Origin of the sequence: Paraburkholderia fungorum, assembly GCF_046026025.1 — a bacterium.
In the GTDB taxonomy this organism is placed as follows: domain Bacteria; phylum Pseudomonadota; class Gammaproteobacteria; order Burkholderiales; family Burkholderiaceae; genus Paraburkholderia; species Paraburkholderia fungorum_E.
Map to the genome: position 1 here is coordinate 19,727 of NZ_JAQQFL010000040.1, position 21,329 is coordinate 41,055.

The following is a 21,329-nucleotide window of genomic DNA, read 5'->3' on the forward strand; positions in this document are numbered from 1 at the left end:
AAATGAATCGGAACTGAACGTTATCACGCGCTCGGCGCTTTGCGCCTGGTGGCGGGTTGGGTCTCCGCGTTGCTGGCCGGTTTGTCGCCCGTGCTGCCGTCCACGTTGCCGGTCGCATTGTTGCCCGCGTTGCCGCCAACATTGCCGGCCGCGTTGACTGCCGCCCCGGCGGACGATTCACGCGGCGCTTCAGCAGACTTCTTCTTCCGCGGCCGGGATGCGCTCGTAGCGCCTTGCGGTTGCCCAGCCTCTTGCGCCCCCAGCCAGGCATCGAGCGCGATACCCACCACGGTGTCCAGCGGCGCGGTCGGGAACACCGGACATGTGAGGTTGAGCGCGACGATGCCGTGCAGGGTCGCCCAGAAAGCTTCCGCCCACACGCCGACTTCCATCGATGCCGGCAAGCGCCCCAACCCTTTCAACTCTTCGATCGCGGAGATCATGACGTACAAGGCGGCAGCGTCCGGATCGGCTGGTTTTGCCGGTTCAACGCCCGCGACACCCGCGACAGCCACGTTGCCGGGCGCAGCAGAAGCCACGACTGGCGTTCCTGCCGCGGCGATCTCCACGGTTTCGTCCGCCGCCCCAGCCTGCACCTGCGCATCCACCGGAGCACCCGCCAGTACAGCGGCCGCGCCGCTCAGCGCCGCGCCCGTGTAGCTCGGGTCTTCCATGAAGATCAGACGGTAGGTTTCCGGATGCGCGACACCGAATGCCACATAAGCGCGCCCGACCGCCTTCAACCGGGCGGTCGGATCGGCAATCTGCGCAAGCGGCACGAACGTCTCCAGCAATTGCGCATAGCCCTCCGCACACAACGCGCGGGCGATCTCATCGCGGCTTGCGAAGTGAAGGTACAGCGTGGCGGGCGAATACTCGATGGCGTCCGCAATCTTGCGCATTGACAGCGCGGCAAAGCCTTCGCGCATCACAATGCGCCGCGCTGCATCGAGGATGCGCTCGCGTAGCGCCTGCTTCTGACGGTTTTTTCGTTCGACGATTCCCATGACAAACATTTTCCGGTTGACAAACTGAAAAGTCAAATTAAACTGAACACTGTTTACTGAACACCGTTCATTAAATTCTCGTCAATCAGTCAGCAATATCCGGGCGCGATATGGCGCCACCATCAGGAGTCGTCATGCAAGCTTTGGGAAAAGTGGGTTTATTCGGCGCCGCGGGTGCGGCAGGTCAAATTATCGCGGCCGCGTTGAGCGCCGCGGGCCGTGACTACCGGGTGATTGGCCGCTCGCGCGCGCCGCTCGAAGCGGCTTTCGGCCACGACCCGCATGCGGAAATCGTCACGTGGAATCCGGACGACCCGGCTTCGATCAGCGCGGCGGCAGCCGGTTTGCAGACCGTGATCTATCTGGTGGGCGTGCCCTACGATCAGTTCGCCGCCCATCCGCCGCTCATGGAAAAAACGCTCGCCGGCGTGACGGCGGCGGGTGTCGAGCGCTTCATCCTGATCGGGACCGTGTATCCGTATGGCCGGGCGCGCAGCAATCCGATCCGCGAAGATCATCCGCGTGAACCCCATACGTTCAAAGGCAAGATGCGGCTCGAGCAGGAAAAACTGGTGCTGGCGGCACACGGGCGCGCCAGCGGGTCGAGCCGCCTGTCGACGCTGGTGCTGCGCCTGCCGGATTTCTACGGCCCCGGCATCGAACGCAGTCTGATCAATGGCGTATTCGAGGCGGCCGCGCACGGCAAGCGCGCGCAGATGATCGGGCCGGTGGATGTGCCGCACGAATTCATCTACCTGCCGGATATCGGCCCCGTGGTGGAGAAACTCACGCGCACACCCGACGCATACGGCCGCTGGTGGCACCTGGCCGGCACGGGCACGATCACGCAGCGTGAAGTGGCGAGACAGGCGTATGCACTGGCGGGCCGCGAGCCGAAGCTGATGGTCGCCGGCAAGACGACGCTGCGCATGCTCGGTCTTTTCAATCCGCTGATGCGCGAGCTGGTGGAGATGAATTACCTGATGACCGAGCCGGTTGTGCTGGACGATGCCGCATTGACGAAGCTGATCGGCCCGATCGCAAAGACGTCCTACGAGGAAGGGATTCGCCGCTCGTTCGACGCCGCGCGCGAGGCGGCGTCGGCAAGCGCGGACACGCACCGGGACCGCGCGAAAACAGCCTGACTGTGGGATGGCGCGTTCCGCAATCCGGGTTTCACAAACGAGAGGAATTGAAGCCCGTTATCTATGCAGCAGCGCCATGCAGCAGCGAATCATCCGGACCAGCCGGATCAAGCCGCCACATTGCCTGGCGGGAAATGGCCGCTCTTGAGCAGCACGGGCGTGCCATTGCTGAGCTGCAAATGTTCGCGTGCAACCGCCTCGATACGCGGACGCCCGGCATCGAACGCGCGCATCCAGCCTTCGAGATCCTCTGAATAGGCACCGAAGTGATCCTCGAGCGCCTCGACCGAGATCGCGCACGGCACAGATTCGCCGTCCACGAGCGCAGGAAACACAACCGTCAGATTGGAGTCGCGGTAAGCAGGCGCATCCGCGGGAAACCGAATTTCCATGGTCGCCTCATCAGAAGTATCCGGCACAAAAGGGAGGACCGGGAAAACCGTCGCCCGAACCTGCCCGCTATGGTACTCGCGCCTGTACTCGCGCGGCTAGATCGCGGTCCAGCGCCCGTCGCCCCGCACCCTTCGCCCTTCGCCCTTCGCCCTTCGCCCTTCGCCCTTCGCCCTTCGCCCTTAGCCCTTAGCCCTTTCATCCGATGTCACGCACGTCGAACAGTCAACTCCGCATGCGAATCGACACGCGGATTGCACTTGTGCCGCCTGCCTCTGTCGAACCGGTTCACAGGCGTGCTCCATGCCGACGCAGCGGCACTATTTCGAGTTCAACGAGCGCAATATGGGAAAATATTTTCTGCAGAACCACGAACTGCCCGAGCCTGATGCGGCAACCAGATGGTTTGCTTACGCCGAAAGCCACGGTATCGACATTCCGGACGCCATTAGCATCTGGGAAGACGCGGCGACCGAAAATGGCACGAAAAGTCGTCAACGGGTTGGCGCGGCGGGCATCACGATCGAAATGCCTTAGCCTCGCTCAAGGGCACACCTCGCGTGTGGCTGGCGAGTCTCGAACCCCATTTGAAAGGAAACATCACGATGCATTTCATGACGCAACTGCGTCGCTCCGTCCGCTTCCGAGCGGGCAGCGCCGCGTTTGTTCTGGTCCGCAAGGCGTCGCTGTTCGCCGCCCTGCCCGCGGCTGTACTGTTCGGCGCGGGTCTGAGCGGCTGCGCATCGTCGAATACCACCTCGCTGATCAATCTGCCTAACGGCCAGACCGGCTTTGCGGTGAACTGCAGCGGCGCCGACGCCGCTTCCAGTTGGGCCTCCTGCTACGTGCAGGCCGGCAAGGCATGTGGCGCGACCGGCTACGACATCGTGTCGAAAGACAACGACGAAGGCGGCGCGGCAGGCGGCAGCATCACGAACGTCGTCTCGGCCAACGTGAAAAACCGCTCGATGATCGTGCGCTGCAAGTAACGCTCAGTGCAAATACTCAGGGCGAATGCTCAGTGCGAATACCCTGGGCGCGTGATCAATGCGCCTGCATCTTCGAAAACATGTTCAGCACGGCGACCCCGGCAATGATCAGCCCGAGCCCGATGATGGCCGGCACGTCGGGCACTTGCCGGTACAACACGACCGCGACCAGCGTAATCAGCACAATGCCGGCGCCGGACCACACCGCGTAGACGATGCCCACCGGAATACTCTTGAGCGTGAGCGACAGGCAATAGAAGGCGATGCCGTAACCGATCACCACGACCGTTGCGGGCAACAGCCGCGAGAAACCTTCCGAGGCCCGCATGGCGGAGGTCGCGATGACTTCGGCAACGATCGCAATGGCGAGCAGTGCATAAGGAGGCATCCGCATCGCGTCAGGCCTTTGCAAGCGCGAGCTTGCTGTAGTCATGGCCGAGGTGGGCACACAGCGCTTCCACCACCAGTTCGTGATCCGCGCGCTGCGGCAAGCCGGATACCGTGATCGAGCCGATCACGCCGGCGCCCGCTACCGTCAATGGAAACGCGCCGCCGTGAGACGCATACTCCGTAGCCGGCAACGCGTGCTTGTCGGCGAGCGTGCTGCCGGCCTGCTGCATCTTCAAACCAATCGCGTACGAACTGCGCCGAAAATGCGCGACGGTGTTGCCCTTGCGACGCGCCCAGTCGACATTGTCCGGCGTCGCGCCGTCGAGCAAGCTGAAGAACAGCGGCTGACCGAACGTGCGTACGTCGATGGCGGCTGCGATGCCGCGCGCCTTGGCCAGTTCGTGCAGAAACGCGCCGATCTGCCATGCGCGGTCGGCATCGAATTGCGGGAACACCAGTGTGTGTTCCTGAGCGGCAATCAACTGTAGATCGTGAGCGATATCCATGGAGTTCAGAGCAAGGTGAGAAGTGAAACGCAGGCCGTTGCATCCGCATCCTGCATCCGGGCGCCGCGCGGAGAACCTGGATTCTAGCGCAGCGCCTTACGGGAGCCTTCTGGTATGCGACACCCGCAATGCGCGCCGCGACGTCGGAGCGTATCGCGCCTGGGAGGCTGCGCCGGATTGGCGTGAAGCGTGGCGTGGCGCGTATTGAAGCCGGTTCTTAAATAGCTATTGCGTGGGCTGCTGCTTTGTTCTATAATCTTTTCTTCGACGGACGCGGGGTGGAGCAGTCTGGCAGCTCGTCGGGCTCATAACCCGAAGGTCGTAGGTTCAAATCCTACCCCCGCAACCAAGCAGCGTTTAGCACGGTTCGAAACGTCGAAACAACATCAAAGGCTTGCCCAACCGGCAGGCCTTTTTTGTTTTCTGCCTCTGCTGCTTACTTATTCTCGTTCTCCGCGCCGCGCGAGCTGTGCTCGTTCTGTACGCCGAATCGTACGCATTCGCACGCATTCTTCCCGTGCTCCTTTTCGCCGCCGCGCAAGCGCACCCCAAACCAAACGCACCCCAGACGCTGCCGAGCGGGCCACGCTCGACGCCATAGCCTCTACGCGCGCACCTCGTCATCCCTGCCGGCTCCCATTGATCCGGACTCCAAACAGATCCGCATGCTTCCTCGACGGCAGCAACCGGCACCCGCATCGACGGGCGTCCGAGCAGCGGAATATCCCCACCCCGAACCCATCCGCGCACTCCGCCATGCCCCGCTCCCGGCAAAGCGCGCCCCGGTGATAAACTCCCATCACTCTTTCTCGTCCCCTTCCTATGAAATTCTGTTCTGTCTGCGGCCACGGCGTCAGCCTGAGCATTCCGCCGGGTGACAACCGCGAGCGCTTCGTATGCGGCAGTTGCGGCACGGTGCATTATCAGAATCCGCGCAACGTGGTCGGCACCGTTCCGGTCTGGGACGACAAAGTGCTGCTGTGCCGTCGCGCGATCGAACCGCGCTACGGCTACTGGACGCTGCCGGCAGGCTTCATGGAAATGGGTGAAACCACCGCCGAGGCGGCTTCGCGCGAAACGCTGGAGGAAGCCGGCGCGCGCGTCGAGGTGCAGAACCTGTTCTCGCTCCTGAACGTGCCGCACGTGCACCAGGTGCATCTGTTCTATATGGCGCGCCTGCTCGACCTCGATATCGAAGCCGGCGAGGAAAGCCTCGAAGTGCAACTCTTCGAGGAACACGAGATTCCGTGGGACGAGATCGCCTTTCCGACCGTCGGCCAGACCTTGCGCTTCTTTTTCGCCGACCGTGCCGCCGGCAGCTTCGGCCTGCATACGGGCGATATCTTCCGCTCGCTGCGCGAAGGCTGAGCGGCACGCATGGTTCCCTGGCTCGGACCTGACGATCCGTTCCCGTCCGTCGAGCGCGCGCTCGGCGCGGCAAGCGGCGCACCCGGCCTGCTCGCCGCCAGCGGCGACCTGCTGCCGTCGCGGCTGATCGACGCCTATCGGCGCGGCATCTTCCCCTGGTACTCGGACGGCCAGCCGGTCTTGTGGTGGAGCCCCGATCCGCGCATGATCCTGCGCCCCGCCGAATTCAAAGTGTCGCCGTCGCTGCGCAAGACGCTCAAACGCGTGCTGCGCGAGGACGCATGGGAAATCCGCGTCGATCATGATTTCGCCGCCGTGATGCGTGCCTGCGCGCAGGCGCCGCGGCGTGGCCAGCGTGGCACGTGGATTACCGCCGACGTGGTCGAGGCCTATTCGTCGCTACACCGGGTGGGCGATGCGCACAGCATCGAAACCTGGTTCGAGGGCAGTCGCGTAGGCGGTTTGTATGGGGTGTCTTTCGGCCGGATGTTCTTCGGCGAATCGATGTTCGCGGAGGTCACCGACGCGTCGAAAATGGCACTCGCCGCGCTCGTCGGACACTTGCGCCGTCACGAAATAGAAATGATAGACTGCCAGCAGAACACGTCGCATCTGGCGTCGCTTGGCGGCCGCGAGATAGCGCGCAAAGCGTTCATTGCGCATGTTCGCGCGTCTGTCGATGCCCCGCCGATTCCCTGGCGCTTCGACAAGACCGTCTTGCGCGATGTCGTCGCGCCGGCGGCGTAGGAAGAATCAGGCCGAATCCGGATCCGTCGCCTACCGAGCCGCGGGTCACGAGCCGCGGGTTGAAATCCGCAAGGCGCCGGGTTTGCAATACCAGAGACGCTTCGAGAGCTGCCAACGTGACTCATCCCAACGAGCTGCCTCTTTCGCCGCTTTCCGCGCTGCAATTTTATGCAACGGCGCCCTATCCCTGCAGTTATCTGGATGGGCGCATCGCGCGCTCGCAAGTCGCCACCCCCAGCCACCTGATCAACTCCGACGTCTATACCGACCTCGTCAAAGCGGGCTTTCGCCGCTCCGGTGTCTTCACCTACCGCCCGTACTGCGATGGCTGCCGCGCCTGCGTGCCGGTGCGCGTGCCGGTCGATCGTTTCGTGGCGAACCGCACCCAGCGCCGGATCTGGAAGAAGCACGGCGAACTGGTCGCGACGGTGGCGCCGCTGCATTACGACGAAGAACACTACGCGCTCTACATGCGCTATCAGTCGGCCCGGCATGCCGGCGGCGGCATGGACCGCGACAGTCGCGACCAATACGAACAATTCCTGCTGCAGAGCCGGATCAACTCGCGGCTGGTCGAGTTTCGCGAGCCGCTGCCGGACCGCCCGGAAGCGCCGGGCATCCTGCGTATGATCAGCATGATCGACATCCTCGGTGACGGGCTCTCGTCGGTCTATACGTTTTTCGAACCGGGTCTGCCGCACACCAGCTTCGGCACCTACAACATCTACTGGCAGATCGAGCAGGCGAAGAGCCTCAAGCTGCCCTACGTGTACCTGGGCTACTGGATTCGCGAGAGTCAGAAAATGGCGTACAAGGCGAATTTCCGGCCGCTAGAAGGCTTGATCGACGGTGCGTGGAGAGTGCTTGACCCGGCCAGCATGGATCTGCCGCCGGTCGATCTGGCGATTCAGGGCAGGCGCGGGCCGCTACGGCCGTAGCCATGATGGGCGGCCAGACGCCCACACCATCGCGCCCTGGCCCGTTGGTCTCATGGGCGGCCAGGCGTCCGCACTGTCGCTCCCTGCCCCATTGGTCTCATTAATGCCTTAAAGCCGGTAAAATGGCGGGTTCCCATTTTCCGGCCACCCGGCTCCGTCCCGTGTTCAGTTCCCTCTACCCGCTCGTACGCGCCCAACTCTTTCGCATGGACGCGGAAGACGCTCACCACCTGACCTTGCGCATGCTTGGCGCCGCCGGCCGCACCGGCCTTGCCGGCGTGCTCGCCCCACACGTGCCGGATGCGCCGCGCACCGTGATGGGGCTGACGTTCAGGAACCCGGTCGGGCTCGCCGCGGGACTCGACAAGGACGGCGCGTGCATCGACGGTCTGGCGGCGCTCGGCTTCGGCTTCATTGAAGTGGGCACGGTCACGCCGCGCGCGCAGCCGGGCAATCCGCGCCCGCGCATGTTCCGCCTGCCGCAAGCGAATGCGGTCATCAACCGGATGGGCTTCAACAACGCGGGCGTCGACCAGTTCGTCAAGAACGTGCAGGCCGCGCGCTACCGCGGCACCCTCGGTCTGAACATCGGCAAGAACGCCGACACGCCGATCGAGCGCGCCGCTGAAGACTATCTGTACTGCCTCGAACGCGTGTATCCGTTCGCGAGCTACGTGACGGTCAACATCTCGTCGCCGAATACGAAGAATCTGCGCCAGTTGCAAGGCGCCGGCGAACTCGACGCGCTGCTCGCCGCCTTGAAGGACAAGCAGCAGCGGCTGGCCGACCTGCACGGCAAGCTGGTGCCGCTCGCCTTGAAGATCGCCCCGGACCTCGACGACGAACAGATCAAATCCATCGCCGATACGCTCTTGCGCCACAAATTCGAAGGCGTGATCGCCACCAACACCACACTGTCGCGCACTGCCGTGACCGGCATGCAATACGGCGACGAAGCCGGCGGCCTGTCCGGCAAACCGGTGTTCGACGCGTCCAACGAAGTGATTCGCAAGCTGCGCGCCGAAGTCGGCGAGACAGTGCCGATCATCGGCGTGGGCGGAATTTTCTCGGGCGAGGATGCGCGCGCAAAGCTGGCGGCAGGTGCTTCGCTGGTGCAGCTCTACACCGGTTTCATCTACCGCGGCCCGGCGCTGGTGGCCGAATGCGCGCAGGCGCTGCGTTAAAAGCATATAGACATAAACAAACGGTATTTAAATTTCGATAGTCTGTTTTGTTATGCTTTTGTCTGTTAAAACGTCAGACGCACAAAAAGGAACACGATGAAATTTGGCTTGCTGAAAAAGATCCTCGTCGCCGGCCTGATCGGCGCGTCGTTCACCGCGGTCAGCGCCCACGCTGACGACCTGCTCGACCAGGTCAAGCAACGCGGCACGCTGCGCATCGGTCTGGAAGGCACCTTCCCGCCGTTCAATTCGAAAGCGCCGTCGGGCGAACTGGTCGGCTATGACGTCGACATCGCAAAGGCCGTCGCCGCCAAACTCGGCGTGAAGCCGGAATTCGTCACGACCGAATGGAGCGGCATCATCGCCGGTCTGCAAGCTAGCAAGTTCGACGTGATCGTCAACCAGGTCGGCATCACGGACGCACGCAAGCAGGTGCTCGACTTCTCGCCGGCTTACACGTACTCGGCCGCGCAGTTGATCCAGCGTAAAGACGACACGCGCCAGTTCAAATCGCTCGACGATCTGAAGGGCAAGAAACTCGGCGTCGGTCTGGGCACGAACTACATGGACATGGCGAAGTCGGTGCCCGGCATCGACGTGAAGACGTATCCGGGCGCGCCTGAATACCTGCGCGATCTGGCCGCCGGCCGTCTGGACGCGGCGCTGAACGATCGTCTGATGCTCGCGTATCTGATGAAGAACTCGCAACTGCCGCTGCGCACGGGCGCAACGGTCGGCGCGGGCAACCCGTCGGGCATTCCGTTCAAAAAGGGTAATCCGAAGTTCGCCAAGGCGATCGACGACGCGATGACCCAGCTCGAAGCGGACGGCACGTTCTCGAAGATCTCGGACAAATGGTTCGGCATCGACGTCAGCAAGCCGATCAAGTAATACACGCCTGATAAAGCGAAGGGCGGCATCGTCGACGATGCCGCCCTTCATTTGTTTGCGCGCCAACCCAGGCAACCGCTCATGTCCACCACTTCCCTGCTCGTCCAATCGCTTCCTGTGCTGGCACAGGGCGCTATCCTGACGGTCAAGTTCGCGGTTCTGTCGATGATCTTCGGCCTCTTTGCCGGCGCCGTGCTCGCGGTGATGGGCATCAGCCACAACCGCGTGCTGAACTGGATCGCGCGCGTGTACGTCAGCCTGTTCCGCGGCACACCGCTGCTGGTGCAGATCTTCGTGATCTATTACGGCTTGCCGAGTCTCGGCATTTCGCTCGACCCTACGCCGGCGGGCGTGATCGCGTTGTCGGCGAACGTGGCGGCTTATCTGTCGGAAAGTATGCGCGGCGCGATTCTCGGCATTCCCAGCGGTCAGTGGCTGGCCGCCTATAGTCTGGGACTCTCGCGACGGCAGACGCTGCGTTACGTGATCGCACCGCAGGCCTTGCGCATCGCCGTGCCGAGTCTGTCGAACAGCTTGATCAGCCTGATCAAGGATACGTCGCTGGTGTCGGTAATTACCGTGACCGAATTGCTGCGCAGCGCGCAGGAGATCATTGCGTCGACCTATCAGCCGCTGCCGCTGTACCTCGCGGCAGCCGCGGTCTACTGGGTGCTGTGCCAGGTGCTCGAATGGGTGCAGCACTGGTATGAGCGGCGCCTCGCGCTGCCTTCGCGCCACTGAGCGCCACCCACACCTCGCCGTCAGCTAATCGGCTGGCAACTAGCGGCTGGCGGTGAGCGACGCCGCATCCAGCGGCGCGCCGAAACGCTCGAAGCGCGGTTTGTAGTAGTGATCCGGGTCGAGCGAAAACGCGACGTGACGCGTTCTGCCCATCAATTCCTTGCGCGGAAAGAAGCCGAAGTAACGCGAGTCGGCACTGTTGTCGCGATTGTCGCCGAGCATCAGATACTCGCCTGGCGGCACGATCACCGGCCCGAACGAGCTACGCGGGCTCGGCGCCTCAGGCGCAAGCCGCACCGTATGCACAACGCCGTCGAAGCGCTCGGTCAGATAGTCGCCCGGGGAAGCCGCATCGCCCGGCAGCGGTTTCAGTTTTAGCGGCTGATACGCCGCGCGCACGCCATTGACGTACAGCACGTTGTCGCGCATGGCGATGCTGTCGCCAGGCAAGCCGATCAGCCGCTTGACGATCAACTCATGCGCGGCCGACGAATCGATCGTGACGATATCGCCGCGCTGCGGATCGTGCAGACGCGCGATCGTGATATGCGTGAGCGGCACGCGCAGATCGTAGGCCATCTTGTCGACGAAAATCCGGTCGCCTTCGCGGATTGTCGGCAGCATCGAACCACTCGGCACGACGTTCCAGTCGGCTACGGCGCTGCGGAACAGCACCATCAGGAACAGAAAGGCGACAAGACTCTTGTTGTCGCGCCACAGTTTTCCAAGCATGCGCATCGCAGGCGGCTCCAGTGCAAGGTGATCGAAAGCGGTAGGCACGCGGACCCTTTTTTATTCGAGTCCGCGCGCCCGGGCAAATCGTACCACCGCCGCTGAAAGCAGCGCGGCAACAGGCTTTCAATCCCCCGCGAACTTAAGTCCCAGGGCGGCGCGTGCGGCATCGGCCATGTCGATCATCTGCAGCGACTTACTGTGCGGCATCAACGGGCTCTCCAGTTGACCCGCGCGAATCAGCTCGCAAAAATGCGCGGTCTCGTAGTTCAGACCGCCACCCTCGAACGGTTCGTCGAGTTCGACCACGCGAGCGTCGGCGTAGCGGATCGTCGCGCGCGCCGGATTCCACCAGGGCTCATGAATCGTGACATGGCCGCCTTTGGCCATCAGCAGCGCGTCGCCCTTGCCGTGCAGGTCGAGTCCGCAAAATAGCTGGGCGATACCGCGTTCATGCTGGCTGTTCAGGCTCGCGAACGTATCGACGCCGGTCGAGCCGAGCCGCCCGAGGGTCTGCACCTCAAGCGGCGCACCGAGCCAGTCGACCGCGAGAAACATCTCGTAGACGCCGATGTCGAGCAGCGCGCCGCCCGCATGCTCGAACGACATCGACGGGTGATCGTCCGGGACGCCCGGCACCGAACAGCCGGCGCGCACGAGACCCACCTCGCCGATCGGATCGGCCTCCAGATGCGCGCGCAACGTTCTGTAGAGCGGATAGAAAGGCGGCTTCATGGCTTCCATGAAAAGCCGCTGTTCGGCGCGAGCGACAGCGAGTACGCGCTCGAGTTGCGGTTTGTTGATGGTGGCGGGTTTTTCGCATAGCACGTGCAGACCGGCTTGCAGCGCGGCGATTGCATAGTCGGCGTGACTGTCCTGCACGGTGGCGATATAAAGCGCGTCGATACCGCTCGCGAGCAGTGCGTCGAAACTCGCGCACACTTCGCCGCCGAACTCTTCGGCGAAGGCTCGCGCGGGTTCCACGCGACGCGACCACAGCGCGGTCAGCGGCGCATGCGGCACGTGAGTCAGTCCTTGAGCAAAGCGACGGGCAATGCGGCCCGTCCCAACGATCCCCCAGCGAATCATGCCGCCCGAGGAGGCTTCTTGCAGTGCGATTGTCATCGTTCCTTGGAGTCCGTGCGGTTCAGAGCAGGCGCTATTGTGACGCAAGCCGCGCATGCATGCGCGGGGATGCGGCCGCACTGTTCATGAAGCCAGGTCTCTGCAGAAAGACGATCTGTGCCGCTGCGGTAGCGGCCATGGTTCGGCCATGGTTCGGCCATACGCGGCCGCGCTCAGCCGCGCTCCGGTGGTTCCGACGCGACCTTGCTGCCGAGTTCTTCCGTGGCGTAGTCGATCATCGCGAGCGAGGCGCTTTCCGCTTCCTTGGGATCGTGCCGTTCGATCGCTTCGAGCACGCGTTGATGGGTGCTCACGGCCTTCTCCCACAACGCGTCCTTTTGATTGACGATCGGGTTGACGGTCGAGAGCGCGCCGCGAATGATCGCGGCCATCTGTTTGAAGAACTGATTGCCGCTCGCCGCCATGATGCGCGCGTGGAAGAGTTCATCGGCGGCATGGTAGCTGGACTCGCCCGGCTGGATCACGCGGAACGCTTCGAACGCCTCGCGAATCGCCGCGATGTCGGCGGCACTGCCGCGCGCGGCTGCCTGCGCCGAGGCGCGCGGTTCGATCAGGAGACGAAACTCGATCACGTCGCGCAGAAACAGCGGATCGGGCTTCGCGCGAAAACGCCAGTTCACGACGTCCTCGTCGATCATGCGCCAATCGCTCATCGGCCGGATGCGCGTGCCGATCTTGGGCCGCACGTCCAGCATGTCGCGCGCGAGCAGCATCGACAGCGCCTCGCGCATGACGGTGCGGCTGACGTCGAACTCCTTGGACAGCACATCCTGCGGTGGCAGGATGGCGCCGTACTTTTCTTCGACAATGCCGGTCACGAGCCCGTCCATGACTTTGCTGACCAGCGATCGATCCTTGTTTGCCTGTTCCATGACCCTCTCTCCCCGAAGCGGTGTTTGCCCCCGCGTAGCCTGTTGATCAACCGGCCCTGGTGTGTCGTTTTATCGGTGGGTAGTTGCTCTTTTACGATACGTTGCTAGCATCAAAACGGTTGCGCCAGTTGGGAAACGTCCTGAGAGGGTTATCCCTCTGAAGAATTGTTTCTTCTATGTAACGCCGCATATCTTGACGGGCCATAAGCTTGCGTCTCAAGCGTGCCTGCGTCGCAAAATTTGCATAGTGCGAAGACGCACGTAGCGGATCGAATTGTCTGATCCTCATCGCCGGAGCGATTCCACACGGACGCGGAAATCTGGCCCGGCGATCGGATACGCCAGAGGTCGAACATCGTTAAGCATTGAATGAAAAAGCCGAGAGCGAATTGAAAGGAAACCCGCCGCACGCGCGGCTCCGGCACGCACGCGCCGTGAGCGATGTCGTGGCCCGTGCCGCGAACGGCGATATAGGCAGGGTGGGCGGGGTCTCAAAGCGACGTCGCCATCGATGCATAGCGCCCGCCGAAAAAGATTAGCGGCGCGTGTTCGTCGAGCGAAAACACCTGGACTTCGCCAACAAAGAGCGTGTGATCGCCGCACGGATGCCGGTCCACCACGCGTGCCGCGAAACGGGCTGCGGCATGTTCGAGAAGCACCACGTCGGGCAAACCGTCCACCGGTGCAAAGCGCGGCGCGAACCGGCTCTGCGGCTCGCCGGAGAAGTGCCGGCTATGGCGCTCCTGCGCGTCGGACAACACGCTCACGCCGAACAGGGCGCTCGTCATCAGACGCTCGTGCATGCGCGCGCCGTGCCCCACCGATACCACGATCAGCGGCGGCCTGAGCGAACCGGACATGAAGGCATTCGCGGTCATGGCGTGCATGCCGTCGCCACTGCCGGTCGAAATCACCACGACGCCGGTGGCAAAACGCCCCAGCGCATGACGGAAACGGCGCTCGTCGAAGCTCGATACGTTCGGCTCCGCCGGGTTTGAACTGCTCGCGCTCGCGTAGGCTGTGTCCTGGCACGGCCGTGCATATTCATCAGGAATCCGGCATAAATCGAGGTCCTCGGCAGAACCCGGCGATCGTCCGGATCGTGGCGCCCCGCAGCCAACGTGCGCGGAAGACTCGCTCAGCATTCTCGCCATTACAGGAGCTCGAACGTGTTGACGAACGCGGCGCCGTCGCGTTCGCGGCGCCGCGTTCCAAAGAACGGCTGGTTGCCGCGCAGTTGGCGCGTCAACCCGATGAACGGCACGCCGTGCTCGAGGTACGGCCCTTCAGTCTTGCGAAAGCCGAATTGCTCGTAGAAGCCGCGCAGCCCGACTGGCGCGCTCACGCGCGCGGCGTGTCCCGGCCAACGCTCGGCGATCGCCTGCAGCACCCGTTCGAGCAACAGCTCGGCGGTGCCGTCGCCGCGCCGCAGCGGGCTTGTCAGCACCTTGTCGATGGTGATTTCCGGATCTTCGGCGTCGCCGGGTTGCAGGCGTGCATACGCCAGGATCGGCATGGGCCGCGCCATATCCTCGACCGCGAAGACATGCAGCGCGTTCTCGTCACGGCCATCGGCGTCAAGACAGACATGCGATTGCTCGACCACGAAGACCGCGCTGCGCGCCCGCAAGATCAGATACAACTCGCGTGCCGATAGCTGTTCGAAATCCAGCGTTTTCCAATTCATCACATTCCCCAGCGGTAAATACGTTCAGCGAGGACGGCGTGGCACGCCGGCCTCGACGGCCTGACTCGACACGCCGGCCTGTTGTCATGGCTACACGGTACGTCCGCGAAACATGTGTTTCCGTGCGGCATCGCACTGACGCTGGGCTTTGCCGATCCTTAAATACGAAGCATCGGGACAAGGTGTAGCAAGAAGCCGCCAAAACCGCTTCAGCGCATCGTAGAAGCTCGGCAAAGATGCACCCGATCCGTCACCCGACACGGCGCAATGACGCCACGCGCTGCGATAAACGCTCAAAACGACGACATCCGTTCATTCCACGTCGGCAACATTCGAAAGACTGCTCACCAACAAGGGGACACCCCAATATGAAAACAGCACTCCGCCGCATCCTTTCCGAATCAGCCCGCCTCGACGTCGCGCCGGACACCCTGGCCGACGACGCCGATCTCTATGCAGCGGGCCTTTCATCGCTCGCGACCGTGCATCTGATGCTGGCTATCGAAGATGAATTCGGCATTGAAATTCCGGACCGCATGCTGACGCGCCGATTGTTCTCAAGCATCGATTCGATGGCTGCCGCGATCACCGAGCTGCAACAGGCTAAGGCGGCGGCATGAATGCCCCGCTGCCGGACACGCCCACGGTGACGGCGCCACTCGCCGGTTCCGATGCGGTGCAACCCGCCGGCGCGGGCGTCGTGCTGAGCGCGGTCGAAACCGAACCCGGCTGGCGCGCCGCGGCGCAGCGCTGCGCCGCCGTGGCCGCGCAGTTCGCCGATTCGGTGGACCGCGACGCGCGCTTTCCCCACGAAGCTTTCGACGCGCTCAAGCGCGAATGTTTGTTGTCGGCCATGGTGCCCGCCACGTTCGGCGGCGCGGGGCTCTCGCTCGCGGAGGTCGGCGCGATCTGCGAAACGCTCGCGCAGGGTTGCGCCTCCACCGCGATGGTGTACGCGATGCACCAGATCCAGGTGGCCTGTATCGAGGCGCACGGCAGCGAATCGGCATGGCAGCGGCAACTGCTCGCGCAACTGGTCGAACATCAATGGCTGCTGGCTTCGGCGACGTCTGAAGAAACCATTGGCGGCAACATGCGCACCAGCGCCTGCTCGGTCGAGATCGAGGGCGAACCCATGCACCCGCGCTTTCGCATCGAAAAGCTCGCGCCGACGATTTCGTACGGCGCCCACGCCGACGGTATTCTGGTCACCGCGCGGCGCACCGCCGAATCGGCTGCGGCCGACCAGGTGCTGATCGTCGCGTTACGCGAAGAAACGCAGTTGGAAAAGCGCGGCGGCTGGGATTCGATGGGCATGCGCGGCACGTGCAGCGAGGGCTTCCGGCTCGTCGCCACCGGTCTCGCCGAGCAGATCCTGCCTACCCCCTTCGCCGATATCGCCGACCAGACCATGCTGCCGGTCTCGCACACGCTGTGGGCCTCCGTATGGACCGGTGTGGCCAGCGACGCGGTGAATCGCGCGAAAGCCTTCTTCCGCGCGCAGGCCCGCTCGAAACCCGGCGCGATTCCGCCGGCCGGCCTGCGTCTCGCCGAGGCGGTCGGCTTGCTGCAGATGATGCAGGCACGTCTGTCGGTCGCGTTCGATGCGGCGCGCGCCGCCCACCAGGCGCGGCAAGGCGGCTGCCAGGCCGACGCGCCGCTCTCGGCGATGCTCGGCTTCGCCTCCGACATGAATACGCTGAAAACCAGCATCTCGACCACCGCACTGCAGGTGGTGCAGGAAGTGCTGATGATCTGCGGCATGGCAGGCTACAAGAACGGCACGGAATACAGCGTGGGACGCCATTTACGCGACCTCTACTCCGCACCGCTAATGATCAACAACGACCGTATCGCGCAGAACACGGCGAGCCTGTTGCTCGCGCAGCGTCCTGCCGCGCCGGGGAGAGCCTGACATGAACACCATGACCGACACCGCCGCGCTGGCGCTCGAGACGTCCGCCACCGCCCAGCAATCCGCGGCGCCGACTTTCCGTGACGAACTGCTCGCTGCCGGCCTCCTGATCGATACCGGCGAAAACGGCCTGTATGGCCGCAGCCAGATTTTCGAAGACGTGGTGGAGCGTCTGAACGTGGCGATCACCCACCTCGGTGCGGATCAGCAACCGGAGGTGCTGCGTTTTCCTCCCGCCATGCGCCGCACCGATTTCGAAGACAGTGAGTATCTGAAGAGCTTCCCGAATCTCGCGGGCACGATCCATTCGTTCTGCGGCAACGACATGGGCCACCAGCGCCTGTTGCGCGCGCTCGACCAGGCCATGAGCGAGCGCGACGACGAGCGCAGCGAAGAATGGCTGGAACAGCAGCGACCAACCCGTGTGGTGCTCACACCGGCCGCCTGCTATCCGATCTATCCGGTGATGGCGCGGCGCGGTCCGTTGCCCGCCGACGGCCGCACCATCGACGTGCTGTCGTATTGCTTCCGCCACGAACCGTCGCTCGATCCCGGCCGTATGCAGATGTTCCGGCAGCGCGAATACGTGCGCCTCGGCAACGCCGAACAGGTGATGGCATTCCGGCAGATGTGGATCGAACGCGGCTCGCTGCTGATTACGCTCTTGCAACTGCCGGTGGACGTGGATCTCGCCAACGACCCGTTCTTCGGCCGCGGCGGCAAGATCGTCGCCGATAGCCAGCGCGCCCAGGCGCTCAAATTCGAACTGCTGATTCCGGTGGCGAACGCCGACAGCAAGACCGCGTGCCTCTCGTTCAACTATCACATGGACCACTTCGGCGCGATCTGGAAGATCGCGTGCGAAGACGGCGCGGTGGCGCATACGGGTTGCGTCGGCTTCGGCATGGAGCGCATCACGCTGGCGCTGTTCCGTCACCACGGTCTCGACGTCAATGCGTGGCCGGACGACGTGCGCGCACTGCTGTGGGGGGACACCGGGACGCATATTGCGCAAGGGATGCAGGCCTCGCGGCCGGTTTCCATGGCGGCGACGCAAAGCGCCGGAGATCGCGTATGAATCCATCCCCGAACCCAACGCCCAAGGACGGGCAAGCGCCCTTCCCGTTGTCCCGCCGCCTCGATCTGCCGGCTCAGGGCGGCACGGCCGCGTCCGCCACAACGCTGCGCCAGCACGCCCCGCACGCGCTGCATCAGGGCGAGCGGGTGTGGCAGGAGACCAACTGTTACGTCGACCTGTGGATCGAATTGCTGCACGGCTTCGGGCTCGATCCGCGCGCGGCGTTCGGCTTTACCGTCACGCAGGACTTCGAAGGTGATCAGTTCACGTTCTTCAAGTTCCCGCTCGAAGACATTGAGCGGCTATACGGCACCCAGGTGCAGGAACTGGCGATCTACGACTCGCTCGAAGCCCGCGTGCTCGCGCAGACGTTGCGCGGTCATACCGTGCTGGTCGAAGTGGACGGCTATTACCTGCCGAATACACGGGCTACGTCATATCGGCGCGAGCATCCGAAAACCACGATCGGTATCGACTTCATCGATCCCACGGCGCGGCGCCTCGGCTATTTCCACAACACCGGCTATCACCTGCTTGACAGCGAAGATTACGACGGCGTGTTTCGCAAGCTGCCGCAATTCGCGCAGCAGCCCGATCTGCTGTTTCCGTATGTTGAATTCGCCAAGCAGGTTCGGCCCGCGCTGGAAGGCACCGCGCTCGTCGAAGCATCGGCGGAATTGCTGTGCGCGCATCTGGCACGGCGGCCGCTGACCAATCCGATCTCGCAGTGGCGCGAGGCGTTTCCCGCCCATCTCGACATGCTGCTGGAACGCGGCGAAGCGTTCTTCCATCCGTACTCGTTCAATCTGATGCGACAGCTCGGCGCGAACTTCGAATTTCTCTCGAAGTATTTGACGTGGCTTTCCGCGCAAGGCTTCGACATGCCGGCATCGATCCCGGCGGCGGCGCAGCGTATCGCGTCGGAGTCGATGGTGATGCAATTCAGGCTCGTGCGGGCCATCACGCGTGGGCGTCGCGATTCGTGTGAAGACTGCTTCGATGTGCTTGAAAGCGCCTACGAAAAGACGCTGCCCCCGCTTGCCGCTCTCGTGCTGTGACGAGTCCGGACCTCTGGCCGCAACCACTCGACACAGGCTGGCAATGTGTCAGCACGCCGGCCGGTGCATGCGCTTCCCCCGCGGATTTACCCACGCACGGCTGGCTCGCCGCACCAGTACCCGGCACGGTCGCGGGCGCGCGGCGCGCCGCGGGCCTGCTGGACGCCGCGAATCCGCCACCGCTCGCCTTTGACGATCACTGGTACCGGCTCACGCTGACCGGCACGGGCCAACGCCGCTTGCGTTTTCTCGGTCTCGCCACGCTTGCCGAAATCTGGCTCGACGGCATCAAACGTCTCGATTCCGATTCGATGTTCGTCGCGCATGATCTCGACATCGAACTGCACGGCAGCGCGACGCTCGCACTGTGCTTCCGCTCGCTGACGCCGGTGCTGGCGGCCAAACGCTCCCGCGCCCGCTGGCGGCCGAGACTCGTCACGCCCCCCACCTTGCGCAACGTGCGCACCACCCTGCTCGGCCATATGCCCGGATGGTGTCCATCGGTGCAGGCAGTCGGGCCGTGGCGGCCGATTGAAATACTGAGCGACGTGCCGCACGCTTTCGACACGCTCGATCTGAGCAGCCGCATCGACGGCGACGATGGCGTTGTTTCGCTCACGTTACGTTTCGTGCATCCGCATGACGTCGACGCTTGCGCGGCCTCGTTGAATTGCGGCGACGCTGTTTCGTCTTTGCAATGGAGCGATGCCTATACACTGACCGGCAGCGTGCGCGTCACGCGTGCCGAACGCTGGTGGCCCCACACGCATGGCGAGCCCACTGTATATCCTCTGACGTTGCAGCTTGATGACGGGCACGCGCTATCTCACTCGATATCCCACTCATTGGGAGCGATCGGCTTTCGCAGCATCGAAGTCGATCGCGGCGCCGACGGTATCGGTTTCACCCTGCGCGTCAATGGCACGCCGGTGTTCTGCCGCGGCGCCTGCTGGACCAACGCGGACCTCGTCACGCTGACCGGCACCGAAGCGCAACTGCGCCATACCTTCGCGCTCGCGCGCGATGCCGGGATGAACATGCTGCGGGTCGGCGGCACGATGGTGTACGAGTCCGACCGCTTCTACGCGCTGGCCGACGAGTACGGCCTGCTGATCTGGCAAGACTTCGCGCTGGCGAATTTTGACTACCCGGGCGATGCTGGCTTCAGCGCTTCCGTCGAACGCGAAGCGACACAATTCCTGACCCGCACGCGGCGCTTCGCGTCGCTCGCGGTGCTGTGCGGGGGCAGCGAAGTCGACCAGCAGGCGGCCATGTTCGGCCTGCCCGATTCGATGCGCGCGCAACCACTTTTTACCGAACTGCTCCCCGCCGTCACGGCGCGCGAGCGCCCGGATGTACCGTATGTGAGCAACTCGCCCTCGGGCGGCGCGTGGCCGTTTTCGACTAATGAGGGCATCACGCATTACTACGGTGTAGGCGCCTATCAACGCCCGCTCGACGACGCGCGCCGCTCGCAGGTCCGTTTCGCAGCCGAATGCCTTGCTTTCGCCAACGTGCCGGACGACGCCACGTTGCACGACGCGCTGGGCACGATCCATCCGCACGATCCACGCTGGAAAGCCGGCGTACCACGCGACCCCGGCGCCGGCTGGGATTTCGACGACGTGCGCGACCACTATCTTCAGACGCTTTATGGCGTCGAGCCGGCGCGCTTGCGTTACGAAGACCCCGAGCGCTATCTGGCGCTATCGCGTGCCGTGGTCGCCGACCTGATGAGCGATGTGTTCGCCGAATGGCGGCGCGCCGGCTCCACATGCGGCGGCGCGCTGGTCTGGCAGCTTCAGGATCTGCGTCCCGGCGCAGGCTGGGGCTTGATCGACGCCACAGGACGGCCCAAAAGCGCCCTGCACGGGCTGGCGCAGACGCTGCAGCCCATTCAGCTGGTCGTGACCGACGAAGGCCTCAACGGCCTCGATATTCATCTGCTGAACGAGCGTGCTGAACCGTTGCACGCGCAACTGGATCTGGTTTGCCTGCGCGACGGCAGCGTCAAGGTGGTATCGGCCAGCCGTGTTGTCGAACTGGCGCCGCACAGCGCGCAGCGGATCGGCGCGGGGGAATGCCTTGGCCAGTTCTTCGATTTCACGCACGCCTACCGCTTCGGCCCGCGCTCCCACGACGTAACGATTGCGACGCTACGCGACCCCGCGAGCGGCCGGATCGTTTCAGAAGCGATTCATCTGCCGGAACGGCGCGCCGACGTTCGTCACGATCTCGGCCTGACAGTGCGCCCCGAACGCGCCGCCGACGGCTGGCAACTGGTCATTGAAGCGCAGCGCTTTGCGCGCTTCGTTCATATCATTGACGCACGTTATCGCGCAGCGCACGACTGGTTTCATCTGCCGCCGAACCGGCCGCGCATCGTGCCGCTCCTGCCCGTAGAAAGATTCGTTGCATGCGCATCTAACGCGACGTTTAACGCAGACGCAACATGCGAGGCACCTGCCGGCGAAGTCCGCGCGATCAATGCGATATCCGCCACGTTCTACGGTTGAATGTCGTCCCCGCACTAACTATTGCCTCG

At 63.7% G+C, this 21,329-nt stretch carries 23 protein-coding genes and 1 tRNA gene; 15 read left to right on the forward strand and 9 right to left on the reverse strand.

Going from position 1 to position 21,329, the window contains the following annotated elements:
* Nucleotides 1–23: 23 nt before the first annotated feature.
* Nucleotides 24–1,007, reverse strand: coding sequence for a TetR/AcrR family transcriptional regulator (locus PQR67_RS32310; RefSeq protein ID WP_408466871.1), 984 nt, complete (start codon nt 1,005–1,007; stop codon nt 24–26).
* Nucleotides 1,008–1,141: 134 nt separating this feature from the next.
* Here PQR67_RS32310 and PQR67_RS32315 point away from each other — a divergent pair, with 134 nt between their 5' ends.
* On the forward strand, nt 1,142–2,152 hold the full coding sequence (locus PQR67_RS32315) for an NAD-dependent epimerase/dehydratase family protein (RefSeq protein WP_408466872.1): 1,011 nt from the start codon (nt 1,142–1,144) through the stop codon (nt 2,150–2,152).
* 107 nt (nt 2,153–2,259) lie between these two features.
* Here the strand turns inward: PQR67_RS32315 and PQR67_RS32320 are convergent, their stop codons facing one another.
* Nucleotides 2,260–2,544: a DUF1488 family protein gene (locus PQR67_RS32320; protein WP_408466873.1), complete on the reverse strand. Its 285-nt coding sequence runs from the start codon at nt 2,542–2,544 to the stop codon at nt 2,260–2,262.
* A gap of 343 nt (nt 2,545–2,887) precedes the next feature.
* Here PQR67_RS32320 and PQR67_RS32325 point away from each other — a divergent pair, with 343 nt between their 5' ends.
* Both PQR67_RS32325 and PQR67_RS32330 read left to right on the forward strand, forming a co-directional pair.
* Nucleotides 2,888–3,079, forward strand: coding sequence for a hypothetical protein (locus tag PQR67_RS32325; protein WP_408466926.1), 192 nt, complete (start codon nt 2,888–2,890; stop codon nt 3,077–3,079).
* A 68-nt stretch (nt 3,080–3,147) separates the two neighbouring features.
* On the forward strand, nt 3,148–3,531 hold the full coding sequence (locus PQR67_RS32330; protein WP_408466874.1) for a hypothetical protein: 384 nt from the start codon (nt 3,148–3,150) through the stop codon (nt 3,529–3,531).
* A gap of 55 nt (nt 3,532–3,586) precedes the next feature.
* On the opposite strand, the gene PQR67_RS32335 is transcribed toward PQR67_RS32330, so the two are convergent.
* Both PQR67_RS32335 and PQR67_RS32340 read right to left on the reverse strand, forming a co-directional pair.
* Nucleotides 3,587–3,919 carry a DMT family transporter gene (locus PQR67_RS32335; RefSeq protein WP_408466875.1) on the reverse strand — a complete coding sequence of 111 codons (333 nt, stop codon included), beginning with the start codon at nt 3,917–3,919 and terminating at the stop codon, nt 3,587–3,589.
* A 10-nt stretch (nt 3,920–3,929) separates the two neighbouring features.
* Nucleotides 3,930–4,427, reverse strand: coding sequence for a heme-degrading domain-containing protein (locus tag PQR67_RS32340; protein WP_408466876.1), 498 nt, complete (start codon nt 4,425–4,427; stop codon nt 3,930–3,932).
* A gap of 272 nt (nt 4,428–4,699) precedes the next feature.
* Here PQR67_RS32340 and PQR67_RS32345 point away from each other — a divergent pair.
* The 7 genes from PQR67_RS32345 to PQR67_RS32375 all read left to right on the forward strand — a co-directional run bounded on the left by PQR67_RS32345 (nt 4,700) and on the right by PQR67_RS32375 (nt 10,296).
* Nucleotides 4,700–4,776, forward strand: a tRNA-Met gene (locus tag PQR67_RS32345).
* Between the two features lie 473 nt (nt 4,777–5,249).
* The gene (locus PQR67_RS32350; RefSeq protein ID WP_408466877.1) at nt 5,250–5,795 is read left to right on the forward strand and encodes an NUDIX hydrolase; all 546 of its coding nucleotides are present in this window, start codon (nt 5,250–5,252) and stop codon (nt 5,793–5,795) included.
* Between the two features lie 9 nt (nt 5,796–5,804).
* Entirely contained in the window at nt 5,805–6,542 is a 738-nt protein-coding gene (aat, locus tag PQR67_RS32355; RefSeq protein ID WP_408466878.1) for a leucyl/phenylalanyl-tRNA--protein transferase, read from the forward strand.
* A 116-nt stretch (nt 6,543–6,658) separates the two neighbouring features.
* On the forward strand, nt 6,659–7,480 hold the full coding sequence (locus PQR67_RS32360) for an arginyltransferase (protein ID WP_408466879.1): 822 nt from the start codon (nt 6,659–6,661) through the stop codon (nt 7,478–7,480).
* Between the two features lie 122 nt (nt 7,481–7,602).
* Entirely contained in the window at nt 7,603–8,664 is a 1,062-nt protein-coding gene (locus tag PQR67_RS32365) for a quinone-dependent dihydroorotate dehydrogenase (RefSeq protein ID WP_408466880.1), read from the forward strand.
* A 96-nt stretch (nt 8,665–8,760) separates the two neighbouring features.
* Nucleotides 8,761–9,555, forward strand: coding sequence for a cystine ABC transporter substrate-binding protein (locus tag PQR67_RS32370; protein WP_408466881.1), 795 nt, complete (start codon nt 8,761–8,763; stop codon nt 9,553–9,555).
* Between the two features lie 81 nt (nt 9,556–9,636).
* The gene (locus tag PQR67_RS32375) at nt 9,637–10,296 is read left to right on the forward strand and encodes an amino acid ABC transporter permease (protein ID WP_408466882.1); all 660 of its coding nucleotides are present in this window, start codon (nt 9,637–9,639) and stop codon (nt 10,294–10,296) included.
* Nucleotides 10,297–10,335: 39 nt separating this feature from the next.
* On the opposite strand, the gene lepB is transcribed toward PQR67_RS32375, so the two are convergent.
* From lepB to PQR67_RS32400, 5 genes are all read right to left on the reverse strand, one after another.
* Nucleotides 10,336–11,034 carry a signal peptidase I gene (gene lepB, locus PQR67_RS32380; protein ID WP_408466883.1) on the reverse strand — a complete coding sequence of 233 codons (699 nt, stop codon included), beginning with the start codon at nt 11,032–11,034 and terminating at the stop codon, nt 10,336–10,338.
* Nucleotides 11,035–11,154: 120 nt separating this feature from the next.
* Entirely contained in the window at nt 11,155–12,153 is a 999-nt protein-coding gene (locus PQR67_RS32385) for a Gfo/Idh/MocA family protein (protein ID WP_408466884.1), read from the reverse strand.
* A 173-nt stretch (nt 12,154–12,326) separates the two neighbouring features.
* The gene (locus PQR67_RS32390) at nt 12,327–13,046 is read right to left on the reverse strand and encodes a FadR/GntR family transcriptional regulator (protein WP_408466885.1); all 720 of its coding nucleotides are present in this window, start codon (nt 13,044–13,046) and stop codon (nt 12,327–12,329) included.
* A gap of 491 nt (nt 13,047–13,537) precedes the next feature.
* Complete coding sequence (locus tag PQR67_RS32395; RefSeq protein ID WP_408466886.1) at nt 13,538–14,200, reverse strand: flavin reductase family protein; 663 nt, start codon at nt 14,198–14,200, stop codon at nt 13,538–13,540.
* Entirely contained in the window at nt 14,200–14,733 is a 534-nt protein-coding gene (locus PQR67_RS32400) for a GNAT family N-acetyltransferase (RefSeq protein ID WP_408466887.1), read from the reverse strand. The genes PQR67_RS32395 and PQR67_RS32400 overlap by 1 nt, the downstream gene beginning before the upstream one ends.
* A gap of 368 nt (nt 14,734–15,101) precedes the next feature.
* Between PQR67_RS32400 and PQR67_RS32405 the strand changes: the two genes are divergently transcribed.
* The 5 genes from PQR67_RS32405 to PQR67_RS32425 are packed head-to-tail and all read left to right on the forward strand — an operon-like array spanning nt 15,102 to nt 21,300.
* On the forward strand, nt 15,102–15,353 hold the full coding sequence (locus PQR67_RS32405) for an acyl carrier protein (RefSeq protein WP_408466888.1): 252 nt from the start codon (nt 15,102–15,104) through the stop codon (nt 15,351–15,353).
* On the forward strand, nt 15,350–16,648 hold the full coding sequence (locus tag PQR67_RS32410) for an acyl-CoA dehydrogenase family protein (protein ID WP_408466889.1): 1,299 nt from the start codon (nt 15,350–15,352) through the stop codon (nt 16,646–16,648). Before PQR67_RS32405 ends, PQR67_RS32410 begins: the two co-directional genes overlap by 4 nt.
* Nucleotide 16,649: 1 nt before the next feature.
* Complete coding sequence (locus PQR67_RS32415; RefSeq protein WP_408466890.1) at nt 16,650–17,726, forward strand: amino acid--[acyl-carrier-protein] ligase; 1,077 nt, start codon at nt 16,650–16,652, stop codon at nt 17,724–17,726.
* The gene (locus tag PQR67_RS32420) at nt 17,723–18,784 is read left to right on the forward strand and encodes a DUF1839 family protein (RefSeq protein WP_408466891.1); all 1,062 of its coding nucleotides are present in this window, start codon (nt 17,723–17,725) and stop codon (nt 18,782–18,784) included. The genes PQR67_RS32415 and PQR67_RS32420 overlap by 4 nt, the downstream gene beginning before the upstream one ends.
* Nucleotides 18,781–21,300 carry a glycosyl hydrolase 2 galactose-binding domain-containing protein gene (locus tag PQR67_RS32425; protein ID WP_408466892.1) on the forward strand — a complete coding sequence of 840 codons (2,520 nt, stop codon included), beginning with the start codon at nt 18,781–18,783 and terminating at the stop codon, nt 21,298–21,300. Before PQR67_RS32420 ends, PQR67_RS32425 begins: the two co-directional genes overlap by 4 nt.
* The last annotated feature ends 29 nt before the right edge of the window (nt 21,301–21,329 follow it).